This is a genomic window from Nonomuraea sp. NPDC050394 (assembly GCF_044459065.1).
In the GTDB taxonomy this organism is placed as follows: domain Bacteria; phylum Actinomycetota; class Actinomycetes; order Streptosporangiales; family Streptosporangiaceae; genus Nonomuraea.
This window is the reverse complement of the sequence record NZ_JBITIO010000005.1, coordinates 278763-291490: the sequence shown is the minus strand read 5'-3', so window position 1 is coordinate 291490 and position 12728 is coordinate 278763. Positions and strand designations below refer to the sequence as shown.

Below are 12728 nucleotides of genomic sequence, written 5' to 3'. Positions count from 1 at the left end.
GGCCACCATGCGACCCCGCGCGCCATCACCGGACAGCCTCACGCAGCGCTACGCCCCCGAACCTGGGCCACCACATGATCCCGAGCACGATCACCGGACGCACCCAAGCCGCCCCGTGGGCCACGCGATGACTCCGATCCTGGTCACCGGGCTGCCTCGCAGTGGGACGAGCTGGGTCGGCAAGATGCTGGCCGCCGGCGGCGAACTCGTCTACGTCAACGAGCCGCTCAACCCGCAACACCCGCCCGGCCGCTGCCCCGGCGTGCTACGCGCCAGCGTTACCCACCGGTTCCAGTACATCTGTGATGACAACGCCGCCGACTGGCTGCCCGCCTTCCGCGACACCGTCCGCCTGCGCTACCGGTTCCTGGCCGAACTGCGCGCGAACCGCTCGCCGTACGACCTGGCCAGAATGATCCGTTACGGCGCCGCCTTCACCCACGGCCGCCTGACCGGCAGGCGAGCGCTGCTGGACGACCCGTTCGCCGTACTGTCGGCCGGCTGGTTCGCCAGGAGGCTGGGCTGCCGGGTCATCGCGCTCGTCCGCGACCCGGTCGCGTTCGCGGCCAGCTGGCGGCGGCTCAGCTGGACCGTCTACTTCCACGAACTGCTCGAACAGCCGCTCCTGGTCCGCGACCACCCCGAGGTGGAGGAACTACGCCCCCTGATCGGCTCCCAGGACCACCTGGCCAAGGCCGCCGCCCTGTGGCGGGTCACCCGGGCCGTCCTCGACAAGACCCCGGACGTCCTCCAGGTCTCCTACGACAAACTGGCCGCCGACCCCGTGAACGGCTTCCGTGCCCTGTACTCCTACGCCAACCTGACCTGGACCCCGGCCGCCGAGCACCACGTCGCCCGCGCCTGCCTGGCGGAGGGCAGCGCCGAGCGGGGCTTCGCCTGGACCGGCGTGTCCAGGACCGCGTACCGCCCCATGAACTCCCGCCAGGCCCTCCACAACGCCACCCGCGGGCTCACCTCCGAGGAGATGAGCCGCGTCCGCCATCTCACCTCGCGCGGCGCCTGATGTAGTGGACCAGGCATCCACCCAGCAAGCGGGCGGCGAAGGGCAGGTCGTCCACCAGGTAGCGCTTCGCCAGCCGTCCCGGCTCGCTCGTCAGCCGGTAGAGCCACTCCAGGCCCAGGCTCTGCATCCAGTCCGGCGCACGGTGAACCGTTCCCGCCGCGAACGCGATCGCCGACCCGCAGCCCACGAACCACGCGCCCGGCAGTTCCGGCCGCAGTTCCTCGATCAGCAGGTCCTGCTTGGGAAAGCCGAGGCCCACGAACACCAGCTTCGGCCCGGCCGCCACGACCCGCGCCCGCACCCCGTCCCGCCCTTGAGCGGTCACGTCGAAGTCGAACGGCGGCGCATCGTACCCGCAGACGTTCAACCGGGGATGGCAGCTACTGAGCTCTTCTCCCGCCTGCCGCGCCACCCCTGGCGGCCCGCCCAGCAGGTAGATCGAGAACCCCTTCCGCGCCGCCATCTTGCTGAGCGACCAGATCAGATCCGCGCCGGTCACCCGCTCCGGCAACGCCACCCCGATGAGCCGAGACGCCCACACGAGCGGCATCCCATCGGCCACCACGACCTCGGCCTCATGTACGAGCCGACGCAGCGCCTCGTCTTTGGCGACGGTCCTGCAGATGTCCACATTCGGGGTGATGATGTGCCCACCCCGCCCGGCCGCCAGCTCGGCCGCCACCCGCTCCACGACCTGCCGCTCGGTCAGCGGATCAACCGCCACCCCACCGACGACCACCCGCCCGGCCTGGTCGGCCGTGGAGGGTGTGCAAACATGCCGTTCCCTCTCGTACGGCCGCGCGGTGTCGCTCCCCTTGACCCGCCGGAGCACCTCCAACGCCCCAACGGGCAGCTCCTGGCCACCCCGGCCAACCCTCGGCACCACATGCGGACTGCTCCGATGCCTGCCACCCCCCGCAGCCCCATCCCCAACGCGGGCCGTGCCGCCCGGACAATCCGCACCACCCGCATGACCCGCGGAATCCGGGTGACCGCTGTCGCTCGCGTGAGGAGCGCCCGGGTGGGGAGCAGTGCCCAGGTCAGGAGCGGTGCCCGGGTCAGGCGAGCCGCCGGCGGGGCGCTGAGGGTCGACCCAAGCCGTGGACGGGCCGCCGGCAAGGCCCTGAGGGCCGACCCGAGCCGTGAGCGAACCGCCAGCAAGGCCCTGAGGGCCGACCCGAGCCGTGAGCGAACCGCCGGCGGGACGCTGAGGGTCGGCCTGGGCAGTTGCCGACAGGTCGTCGGCGGGGTGCTGGAGGTCGGTCTGGGGTGTGGGTGGTGGGGGTTCGGTGCGCTGGCGGGGAAGGGCGGGAAGGCGCACGTCCGCGACATCAAGGCCCGAGGACGCCAGGTGCGGCACCGCAGAGCCGGAGATCGAGGCAGCAGGGGGTGGCTCCGCACGGCCGGAGGTCGGGGCAGCGGGGGATGGCTCCGGGGGACCGGGGTCCGGGGAGGTGGGGTGGGTGAGGTCTCGGGTGGTCAAATGCCGTGCCCCCGATGGTGCAGCAGGGATAGGACCGCCGAGGCCGGGATCAGCCCGGCGGCCACGGCGAGCGCGATCGGTGCGCGTGGCTCGCCGATCCGGGCGGCGAAGGTACGCAGCGCCCAGCGTCCAGCCTCCCGGCGCCGCCCCAGTGCGGCGTTGTGGAAGGCGAGTTGACCGTAGATCCGCGCCGCGCCGCGCGGATCCACGGCCAGTTCGGGGTGCCGGGCAAGCATCCACTCCAGCCCGGCGATGCGGTCGGCCCAGCGGGCGACGTAGTGGGAGGCGCCCCAGGCGACCCGGACGAGCGGCCGGTCGACGTGGACGATCGGCTGCCGCCGGGCGGCGCGCAGGGCGAGGTCCCAGTCCTCGTTCTGGCCGCCGGGGGCGCTCTCGTCGACCCACAGCGACCCGCGCCGGAACAGGAACGTCGAGCTGTGCACCATCACCATCCGCGACCGGATCAGGTCGGCCTTGGTGACGCGGTCGGTTCCGGCGAGCCTGGGTACGCGGCGGGAGCCGTACGCGATCTCGATGGCGCAGGAGGCGAACTCGGCCCCCGGCTCCAACCGGCCTACCTGGGCGGCGAGTTTGCCCGGCAGCCACATGTCGTCGTCGTCGCAGAAGGCGATCAGGTCGGTGTCGCAGGCGGCGATGCCGGTGTTGCGGGCGCCGGGCAGGCCGGGGCTGAGCCGGTTGGGCAGCACGCGGACCCGGTGGTGCCCGGCCGTGGCGTCGCGGGGCGCGATCACGTCGGCCACCTGTTCGGCGACCTTCTCCGGTGACGTCCCGTCGACCACGATGACCAGGTCGATGGTCCCGGGGTACGCCTGGTCGAGCGCCGCCTTGGTCGCCGCCCGCAACTGCTCGGGCCGGTTGCCCCGGGTGGGGATCACCACGCCGATGGACGCACTCACTCCGCCTCCTCCCCGCCCCGCATCGGGACGCCGCCGTTCAGATCGCCGGCGTGGTCGCCGGCCGGACCGCCAGGCCCAGTGCCGCCGGGGCGGTAGCCGTACCGGCGCATGAGGGGTTTGGTCAGGGCGGCGACCAGGTGGCGGGGCATGCCGGTGTTCCACGAGTCGTCCCTGGTCAGCCTGACCTGGCCGACGGCGAACCGCATCGGGTTGCCCGACGCCGTGTGGGCCGGGCCCAGGGTCGCGAGCGAGCCGTCCAGGTGCGGGAAGGCAGGGTCGAGACCGAGACGCACGGCCAGCCCGGTGAGGGTCGCGCGCGGGTCGGCGAGCAGATCTTCGTATCGGACCCGGGTGACCGGCGCTCCGCGCCGCGCCAGCAGGTCGAGCGCGAGGTTCTGGGCAGTCCAGTGAAGGGAGGTGCGGATCGGGCCCCAGCGGGTCATGGGCCGCCCGTCCTCGGGGCGTTCGACGTCGCGCCGCCAGGAATGGGCCACCGCCCGCGGATCGCGCACCACATGGACGACGTGCACAGCCACGCCCCCGGCGGCCAGGCACCACGCCAGCGAGGCGTGCTTGCTGGAGTCGATGACCAGCCGAGCCCCGGCAACCGAGGCCGCGGCCGTGTAGACGCGGCGATAGGCGCGCACGTACTCGTCGAGGTCGGGATGCCCCATGCGAGGGATGCGCCGGGTCCGGTCGACGCGGTCGCGCAGCCCCAGCACCCGCTCGGCCAGCATCGGCGACCATCCGCCGAACGCCCGCTCCCCCACCCGCCGCCAGAAGTCACACGCCGCGAACCCCACACCGCACCCGCACGGCTCCCCCGCGAGCACGCCTCTGGCCCACAGATGGGCCACCTCGCCCAGCGCGGTCACGCCCGGCGACTCGCCGAGCAACCGCTCCAGCAGCGTGGTGCCACTGCGGCCAAGGCCGCCCAGGAAGATCACCCCGGGGGCGGGCGAACGGTCAGTCACGGACAGGGACCTAACCTCGTGAATACGGAACGTGGGAGACAGTAGCGCGGAGTAATCACGCAGTCACCGAAAGCCCAAATGATCTACCTGACGTTCGAAGTCGCCGAGGACTCCCCCACGGTGGTTAGCTGTGCGGCGTGGGATCCGCGACATTAGTACCTCAAACACGCACGATGGAGCTTTCCGCCGATCATGCGTGGACCACCCTGCGCGAGTACGGCATGCGCCGCCTGGCCCATGACTCGTTCGTCCGATTCCGGTACGGCGACGGCATGAGCCACTCCAGGGCCCTGGCGTTCCAGATGTGCCTGTCGATCATCCCGGGCGCCATCGCCCTGGTCGGCCTCAGCTCCGTCACCCACCAGGAACAACTCGGCCAGGTCCTCCAGCTCTCCCTCAGCCGCCTCGCGCCGGGCGAAGGGGGCGCCTCGGTCATCGACGTCCTCGGCGGCGGCTCGCGGCGCGACGCGCTGGCCCTGTGGCTGGGACTGGCCACCTCACTGGTCTCGCTGACGTCCACGATGGCCCAGGTCGAGCGCGGCGCCAACCGCATCTACGGCATGGAGCGCGACAGACCCTTCCCCCGCAAGTACGGCAGAGCCGTCATCCTGGCCCTGACCGCCGGCGCCCTCATGGTGACCGGCTTCGTGGCCATGGTCGGCGGCGCCGCCATCGGTGGCGCGCTGGCACAGGTGTGGGGCTGGACCTCCGGGCAACATCTGGCGTTCGACGTGGTGCGCTGGCCGGTGGGGTTCCTGCTGGCGCTGGTGTCCACGTCGGTGCTGTTCCGGGCGGCGCCCAGGCGGCGGCAGCCCGGCCACACGTGGCTGGCGTTCGGGGCGGTGGTGACGCTGGTGTTGTGGACCTCGTTCACGCTCGCCCTGGCCCTCTACACGGACAAGAGCGGCACGTTCGGCAGCACCTACGGCCCGCTGACCACGGTGATGGCGCTGCTGCTGTGGGCGTTCCTGAGCTCGATCGCGCTGTTCCTGGGGCTGGCGTTCGCGGCGCAACTGGAGGCGGCACGCGCCGGGGAGCCCGGCCCCGCCCTGCCGGACGTGGGGCCGAGCGCCCTGGAGGAACGCGAACCTCTGGTCGGCGCGGTGGGGGCGGCCGGCATCGCCGCCCTCCGTACCGCGTACGGCCTGCTCAGGCGCAGACGGAGGTGACCCGGGTCAGCGGGATTCGATGACCATGCCGGCGCCCACCGTGGTGTTGGTGGTCTCGTCGACCAGGATGAAGCCGCCGGTCGCCCGGTTGCGCGCGTAGTCGTCCACGAACAGCGGCTGCGTCACCCGCAGCGACACCCGCCCGATCTCGTTCAGGCCGAGCCCGGTCGCGGTCTCGTCGCGGTGGAGCGTGTTGACGTCGAGCCGGTAGTGCAGCTCGCGCACCATCGCCCGCGCGGTGCGGGTGGTGTGCTTGATGACCAGCTTGGAGCGGGGCGCGAGCTTGGTGGCGTCGGTCATCCAGCAGACCATGGCCTCCAGTTCCTGCGCGGCGGTCGGCTGGTTGTTGGGCCGGCAGATCATGTCGCCGCGCGAGATGTCGATCTCGTCTTCCAGCCGCAGCGTCACCGACATGGGCGGGAACGCTTCCTCGACGGGCCCGTCGTAGGTGTCGATGGAGGCGATCCTGCTGGTCAGGCCGGAGGGCAGGTGAAGCACCTCGTCGCCCGGCTTCAGGACGCCGCCGGCCACCTGGCCCGCGTAGCCGCGGTAGTCGTGGAACTCGGTCTTGTGCGGCCGGATGACGTACTGGACCGGGAAGCGCACGTCGACCAGGTTCCGGTCGGAGGCGATGTGCACGTTCTCCAGGTGGTGGAGAAGCGAGCTGCCGTGGTACCAGGGCATGGTCTCCGAGCGGGACACGACGTTGTCGCCGTGGAGCGCGGAGATCGGGATGAAGGTCAGGTCGGCCACGTTGAGCTTGGAGGCGAAGGAGGTGAACTCCTCGCGGATCTCCTCGAAGCGCTCCTCCGAGTAGTCGACGAGGTCCATCTTGTTGACCGCGAGCACCAGGTGCGGCACCCGCAGCAGCGTGGTCAGGAACGCGTGGCGGCGCGACTGCTCCAGCACGCCCTTGCGGGCGTCGATGAGGATGATGGCCAGGTCGGCGGTGGAGGCGCCGGTGACCATGTTCCGGGTGTACTGGATGTGGCCCGGGGTGTCGGCGATGATGAACTTGCGCCGCGGGGTCGCGAAGTAGCGGTAGGCCACGTCGATGGTGATGCCCTGCTCGCGCTCGGCCCGCAGGCCGTCGGTGAGCAGCGACAGGTCGGTGTACTCGGTGCCGCGGTCGCGCGAGGTGCGCTCGACCGCCTCCAGCTGGTCTTCGAAGATCGCTTTGGAGTCGAAGAGCAGGCGTCCGATGAGGGTGGACTTTCCGTCATCGACGGAGCCGGCGGTGGCGAAACGAAGAATGTCCATCTTAGAAGTAGCCCTCGCGCTTGCGGTCTTCCATTGCGGCTTCTGAGGCGCGGTCGTCGGCCCTGGTGGCGCCCCGCTCGGTGATGCGGGTGGCCGCGATCTCCTCGATGATCTCCTCGACCGTCGCGGCGGCCGACTGGACGGCGCCGGTGCAGGTCATGTCACCGACGGTGCGGTAGCGCACGACGGCCTCGAACAGCGGCTCGTCGTCGCCGCGCGACACGACCGGCGCGTCGGGCAGCAGCATGCCGTCACGCTCGAACACCTGGCGGGTGTGGGCGTAGTAGATCGAGGGGATCTCGATGCCCTCGCGGCGGATGTAGTCCCAGATGTCGAGCTCGGTCCAGTTGGACAGCGGGAAGACCCGGATGTGCTCGCCCTTGCGGATGCGGGAGTTGTAGAGGTTCCACAGCTCGGGGCGCTGGTTCTTGGGGTCCCACTGGCCGAAGTCGTCGCGGAAGGAGAAGACGCGCTCCTTGGCCCTGGCCTTCTCCTCGTCGCGGCGGGCCCCGCCGAAGACCGCGTCGAACTCGTGCTCCTCGATCGCGTCGAGCAGCGTCGTGGTCTGCAGGCGGTTGCGCGAGGCGCGCCGCCCCGTCTCCTCGGTGACCCGGCCGGCGTCGATGGACTCCTGCACGCTGGCGACGACCAGGCGGGCGCCGAGTTCGGCGGCCCTGCGGTCGCGGAACTCGATGACCTCGTCGAAGTTGTGCCCGGTGTCGACGTGCATCAGCGGGAAGGGCAGTGGCGCGGGCCAGAATGCCTTCTCGGCGATGCGGAGCATGACGATCGAGTCTTTGCCGCCGGAGAAGAGCAAACAGGGACGCTCGAACTCGGCGGCCACTTCACGCATGATGTGAATGGCCTCGGCCTCGAGAACGTCTAGCTGCGACGTGGTGTAGTCGCGCTGGAGCATGGGGCTTCCTCCGGCGTGGTGTCAGCGGTGCAGGTCCCGAATTCCGGCGAGCAACGTTGGCGCCAGCTCAGGTAGGGATACAAGGATATCCGGTAGTGAGGGGTCGGCCTGGTTGTAGGTCAGCTTCGAGCCGTCGATCCGGCTGGCGTGGGCGCCCGCGGCCTGGGCGACGGCGACCGGCGCGGCGGAGTCCCATTCATATTGTCCGCCTGCGTGAACGTAGGCCTCGACGTCTCCGGTGAGCACCGCGGAGATCTTCGCTCCGGCCGAGCCGATGGGCACCAGATCGGCCCCGACGAGATAGGCAAGTCTTTGCACGAACTCCGGCGGCCTGGTACGGCTGACGGCGATCCTGAACCTGCCCTTGTCATAGGCGGGCAGCTTCGGCGGCGCACCGGTGGTGAGCGTGCGCCCCTGAGCGGGCAGCGCCACCGCGCCCGCGGCCAGCGCCCCGCGCTCCCACAGCGCCACGTGCACGGCCCAGTCGGAGCGGCCCTCCTCGGCGAACTCGCGGGTGCCGTCGAGCGGGTCGACGATCCACACCCGCTCGGCGCGCTGCCTGCGCGGGTCCTCCCGCTCCTCGCGCGTGGCCTCCTCCGACAGCACGCCGTCGCTGGGCCGCAGCCGGGCCAGCGCCTCCATCAGATAGAGGTGGGCGCCCCGGTCACCTGCTTTGCGCAGCGCCGGCGCCTCGCCATACCCTTCGCGCTCGCGGATGTCCAGCAGCCGCCGTCCCGCCTCGTCGGCGAGATCGGAGGCGAGGGCGTGGTCGTCGCGAATCGTCATCAATAAGCTCCTTGCCCGCGGGCGACGGCCGACCAAGTCTTCCACAGGATCTGGAGGTCCAGCATGAGGGACCAGTTCTCAACGTAACGCAGGTCGAGGCGGACGGATTCCTCCCACGACAGATCAGATCTGCCGCTCACCTGCCACAGCCCCGTCAGCCCCGGGCGCACCAGCAGCCGCCGCCGGACGTCGTCGCCGTAGCGCTCGACCTCCTCGGGCAGCGGCGGGCGGGGGCCGACGAGCGACATGTGCCCGCACACCACGTTGATCAGCTGGGGCAGCTCGTCGAGCGAGTGCCGCCGCATCAGCGCGCCCAGCGAGGTCACGCGTGGGTCGTTGCGCACCTTGAACAGCACTCCGTCGGCGTCGCTGACGAGGGTGAGCTTCTGGTGCTCGGCGCCCTGCCGCATGGTACGGAACTTCACGATCGTGAACAGCGCGCCGTCGCGGCCGACGCGCGTCTGCCTGAACAGCGCGGGTCCGGAACTGCTCGCCCGTACGGCCACCGCCAGCCCCGCCAGCAACGGCGACAGCGCCACCAGCAGCGAGGCGGCCACGAGCCGGTCGAAGACGTTCTTCACCAGTTGCCTCGCCCCCGCCAGCTCCGGATGCTCCACGTGCAGCAATGCCAGCCCGGCCGCCGGGCGGATGGTGGTGCGCGGCCCGGCGACCTCCATGAGGGCGGGCGCGACGACCAGCTCGGTGTGGGTACGCTCCAGCCGCCAGGCCAGCCGCCGCAGGGCCACGCCGTCCATCTCGGGGCAGGCGAGCACGGCGACGGAGTCGGCCCCCGACTGCTCCACCACGAGCGGCGCGTCACTGAGCCCGCCCGCCACCGGCACCCCCGCCACGTCGTCGCCGGGCGCGTCCTCGGGCAGGCAGGCGGCCACCACCTCCATGCCGTGGTAGCGCTCGCGCCTGAACCGCTCGACGAGCTCGGCGATCGAGGCGCGGTGCCCGACGGCGACCACGCGGCGCATGCACTCGCCGCGGGCCCTGCGCCGGTGCAGGGCGCGGCGCAAGCAGTACCGGAAGACGAGGGTGAGCAGGGTGGTCAGGGGCAGGGCGAGCACGACGTAGCCGCGCGCGACGTCGGTCTTGGTGAGGTAGGCGACGATGGCGGTGGCGGCGGTCAGCGCGAGGCCGCAGCGCACGACGCGCTGGAACTCCTCGGGCCCGACGCCGAACATGCGCGGCTCGTAGGCGCGGTTGAGCGCGTTCGCGCAGACCCAGGCCAGCGGCAGGGCCGCGCTCAGCAGCAGGTACGGCGCGGCGTAGGGGGTCAGCTCACCGAAGCGGGCGAAGAAGGCCAGCGCCGCGCCGGCGCCCGCGCCGCCCAGATCGGCCACCAGCGCCCGCACCCGGTAGGCGCGGACCCAGCCGGGCACGCCGGGAGCGGCCTGCCAGACGAGCTCAGGATGCGCACGGACGACGGCCATCAGCACCTCGCCCTTGCTCACGCCGCGCCTCCCCGTGACCGACCGTCAACGAATGGTCACCAGATAGTAGCGGCGGGCAACGTCGGCCGGATCGCGAACGGCCTTACGTGGTGATCAGCGTGGAGGGCCGGAAATGTTGAGGTCTGACCGGTGGAACTCGTTCTGGGTGACTTCGAGGCCGCGTTCCATGAGCGACTCGACCACGTCCGCGGCGCGGTCGACGAGGAAGGCGAGGTCCTTGCGCTCGGCGGTGGCGAAGTCCTTGAGCACGTACGCGGCCGGGTCCATGCGGCCGGGCGGGCGGCCGATGCCGAAGCGGACACGCAGGTAGTCACGGGTGCCGAAGACCTTGGTGATGGACTTGAGCCCGTTGTGGCCGTTGTCGCCGCCGCCCAGCTTGGCGCGCAACGCGCCGTAGGGGACGTCAAGCTCGTCGTGCACGACGATCATCCGCTCGGGGGCGACCTTGTAGAAGTCGGCCAGGAGCTTGGCGGGGCCGCCGGAGAGGTTCATGTAGGTGAGGGGCTTGGCCAGGATCGCCGGCCGCGTCTCCAGGACGGCCGAGCGGCTCTTGTGCGCCTTGAACTTGCCCCCCGCGCGGGCGGCCAGTTCGTCGAGCACCATGAAACCGGCGTTGTGCCGGTTTCCCGCGTATTCGTCGCCGGGATTGCCCAGCCCGACGATCAGCCAGCGGTCCAATGCGACTCCTTGCTCACGTGGCGGCCTGCCGTAACTCTACGAGAACACCACGACGGGGCAGCCGGATGATCCCGGCTGCCCCGTGCGGTGAACGTGGGTGTTACTCGGCGCTCTCACCCTCGGGGGCCTCGGTGGCGACGGTCTCGGCCTCGGTGGCCTCGTCCTCCTCGGCGGCCTCGGTCGGCTTGGCGATGACCTGGAGGACGACGGTCTCCGGGTCGGCGGCCAGCGAGGAGCCCTGCGGCACGACCAGGTCGGCGGCGGTGACGACGCGGCCGACCGCGAAGCCCTCGACGTCGACCTCGATGCCGGTGGGGATGTGGGTGGCCTCGGCCTCGACGCCGATGCTCATGAGCTGCTGGTCGAGGATGCCCTCGGAGTCGACGTCACCGACGGTGGTGACGGGGATCTCGACGGTGACCTTCTCGCCGCGCTTGACCAGGAGCAGGTCGAGGTGCTCGATGAAGCCCTTGATCGGGTCGCGCTGGACGCCCTTGGGCAGGGCCAGCTCGTCGACGCCCTCGCCCTTGAGGTGGATCAGGACGTTGGCGGTGCGCAGGGCGAGCAGGACCTCGTGGCCGGGCAGCGTGAGGTGCTTGGGGTCGATGCCGTGGCCGTAGAGGACGGCGGGCACCTTGTCGGCGCGGCGGATCTTGCGGGCGGCGCCCTTGCCGAACTCGGTGCGAGCCTCAGCGGCGATACGTACTTCAGACACGACATCTCCTAGGGATGCACGTTGGCGGAGTTTCTCTGCGCTCCCCCTGGCCCGCCCTAGCGGGAGGCGTTACGAGCGCAACCCTCACAGCCTACCCGCATCCGTGCCCCGCATCAGCCGCCTGCCGCCGCGCCAGACGCCGAGGATGTCGAGGGTGCGGTCGATGTCGGCCGTCGGGTCGCCGTCGACCAGGAGCAGGTCGGCGCGGAGTCCCGGCGCGATCCTGCCCCGGTCGGCGAGGCCGAAGTGGCGGGCGGGCGCCGCGGTGGCGGCGGTCAGGGCCCGGCCCGGGGTCATCCCCGCGGCCACGAGCCGGCGTAGTTCGTCGTGGAGTGTGGCTCCGTGAGCGGTTCCGACGTTGGAGGCGTCCGAACCCGCCAGCACGGTGACGCCGGCGTCGAGCAGTTCCGCCAGGGTGCGCGTGGCCACGGTGACGTCGTGCCGCGCGCCCCCGCCGAGCGGCACGGGGCCCATGGTGAGCATCCGTCGCGCCCCTTCGCCCAGGTGGGGCGCGACGCGGGGGTCCGCGGCGAGCTGCCGGCCGCGCGGCTGCCCGAACAGCTCTCCCAGTACGGCCAGCGTGGGGATGACCACGGTTCCCCGCTCGGCCAGTTCATGGGCGAGCCCGGGGTCCGGCGTGTCCACGAACAGGTGCCCGAGCACGTCGGCCCCGGCCTCGGCGGCCAGCCGGGCGGAGCCGGCGTTCAGCGCGTGGACGACGGCCAGGATGCCGTGGTCGTGCGCGGCGGCGACAAGCGCGCGCAGGGTCTCGCCGGTCAGCGTCGGGGCCGGCATACCCGCGGTCGAGCCGTCGTCGAGCATGATCTTGAGGTAGTCGGACCCCTCGGCGATCCTGTCGGCGACGAAGGCGGCCGCCTGCCCGGGGGCGGTGAGCGTCGGGAAGGGCGGAAGGAGCCCCATCTCGACGAGGTACCAGCCGTAGCCGCCGGGGACCGTGGCCGCGGTGCCCGCGGTGCGCAGGTCCGCCCCGTCGCGGGCGCCGCGGAGCTTCGCGATCTGGACGGGGTCGGCCATCATGTCGAGCACGGTCGTGACCCCGAAGGCCGCGGCCTGCTCCAGGTCGCCGGGGAAGACGTGGGCGTGCGCGTCGATCAGGCCGGGCAGCAGCGTCGCGCCGCGGCCTTCGACGACCGCCGCCCCCGGCGCCTCCTCCGGCCCCATCGCGGCGATGAGGCCGTCGTCGATCGTGACGTGCGTGGACGGGAGGAGCTTCTCCCCGTCGAACACCTTGACGTCGCGGAACTGCAACATCGTGCCCCCTTTACATACATGTCAGCACGTATCATTAGAGCGAGCATACATGCCGACACGTATGAGAATCTGGG

General features: G+C 71.4%; 12 protein-coding genes. 2 read left to right on the top strand and 10 right to left on the bottom strand.

Translation table 11 applies throughout. From position 1 onward, the window contains the following. Nucleotides 1-127 precede the first annotated feature (127 nt). The gene (locus tag ACIBKY_RS22260; RefSeq protein ID WP_397098908.1) at nucleotides 128-1024 is read left to right on the top strand and encodes a sulfotransferase; all 897 of its coding nucleotides are present in this window, start codon (nucleotides 128-130) and stop codon (nucleotides 1022-1024) included. On the opposite strand, the gene ACIBKY_RS22255 is transcribed toward ACIBKY_RS22260, so the two are convergent. The 3 genes from ACIBKY_RS22255 to ACIBKY_RS22245 form a co-directional block, all read right to left on the bottom strand. Further along, nucleotides 1005-1748, bottom strand: a complete 744-nt coding sequence (locus ACIBKY_RS22255; protein ID WP_397098906.1) for a WecB/TagA/CpsF family glycosyltransferase — start codon at nucleotides 1746-1748, stop codon at nucleotides 1005-1007. The genes ACIBKY_RS22260 and ACIBKY_RS22255 overlap by 20 nt on opposite strands. A 755-nt stretch (nucleotides 1749-2503) precedes the next feature. Beyond that, on the bottom strand, nucleotides 2504-3424 hold the full coding sequence (locus ACIBKY_RS22250) for a glycosyltransferase family 2 protein (protein ID WP_397098904.1): 921 nt from the start codon (nucleotides 3422-3424) through the stop codon (nucleotides 2504-2506). Next, nucleotides 3421-4398 carry a sulfotransferase gene (locus tag ACIBKY_RS22245; RefSeq protein WP_397098903.1) on the bottom strand — a complete coding sequence of 326 codons (978 nt, stop codon included), beginning with the start codon at nucleotides 4396-4398 and terminating at the stop codon, nucleotides 3421-3423. Before ACIBKY_RS22245 ends, ACIBKY_RS22250 begins: the two co-directional genes overlap by 4 nt. A gap of 173 nt (nucleotides 4399-4571) precedes the next feature. Here ACIBKY_RS22245 and ACIBKY_RS22240 point away from each other — a divergent pair, with 173 nt between their 5' ends. Then, nucleotides 4572-5567, top strand: coding sequence for a YihY/virulence factor BrkB family protein (locus ACIBKY_RS22240; RefSeq protein WP_397098901.1), 996 nt, complete (start codon nucleotides 4572-4574; stop codon nucleotides 5565-5567). A 6-nt stretch (nucleotides 5568-5573) separates the two neighbouring features. Here ACIBKY_RS22240 and cysN read toward each other — a convergent pair whose 3' ends face one another. From cysN to ACIBKY_RS22205, 7 genes are all read right to left on the bottom strand, one after another. Continuing rightward, complete coding sequence (gene cysN, locus ACIBKY_RS22235; RefSeq protein WP_397098899.1) at nucleotides 5574-6827, bottom strand: sulfate adenylyltransferase subunit CysN; 1254 nt, start codon at nucleotides 6825-6827, stop codon at nucleotides 5574-5576. 1 nt (nucleotide 6828) lies between these two features. Further along, entirely contained in the window at nucleotides 6829-7743 is a 915-nt protein-coding gene (gene cysD / locus ACIBKY_RS22230; protein ID WP_397098897.1) for a sulfate adenylyltransferase subunit CysD, read from the bottom strand. Between the two features lie 21 nt (nucleotides 7744-7764). Further along, nucleotides 7765-8529: an inositol monophosphatase family protein gene (locus ACIBKY_RS22225; protein ID WP_397098895.1), complete on the bottom strand. Its 765-nt coding sequence runs from the start codon at nucleotides 8527-8529 to the stop codon at nucleotides 7765-7767. Continuing rightward, a complete protein-coding gene (locus ACIBKY_RS22220; RefSeq protein WP_397099461.1) occupies nucleotides 8529-9968 on the bottom strand; it encodes a sugar transferase in 1440 nt (479 codons plus the stop codon). The genes ACIBKY_RS22225 and ACIBKY_RS22220 overlap by 1 nt, the downstream gene beginning before the upstream one ends. A gap of 114 nt (nucleotides 9969-10082) precedes the next feature. Beyond that, nucleotides 10083-10667 carry an aminoacyl-tRNA hydrolase gene (gene pth / locus ACIBKY_RS22215; protein ID WP_184967504.1) on the bottom strand — a complete coding sequence of 195 codons (585 nt, stop codon included), beginning with the start codon at nucleotides 10665-10667 and terminating at the stop codon, nucleotides 10083-10085. A 100-nt stretch (nucleotides 10668-10767) separates the two neighbouring features. Further along, nucleotides 10768-11382 (bottom strand): 50S ribosomal protein L25/general stress protein Ctc, encoded by a 615-nt coding sequence (locus tag ACIBKY_RS22210; RefSeq protein WP_397098893.1) that lies wholly within the window; start codon nucleotides 11380-11382, stop codon nucleotides 10768-10770. 84 nt (nucleotides 11383-11466) lie between these two features. After that, nucleotides 11467-12654: an amidohydrolase family protein gene (locus ACIBKY_RS22205; protein WP_397098891.1), complete on the bottom strand. Its 1188-nt coding sequence runs from the start codon at nucleotides 12652-12654 to the stop codon at nucleotides 11467-11469. Between the last annotated feature and the right edge of the window lie 74 nt (nucleotides 12655-12728).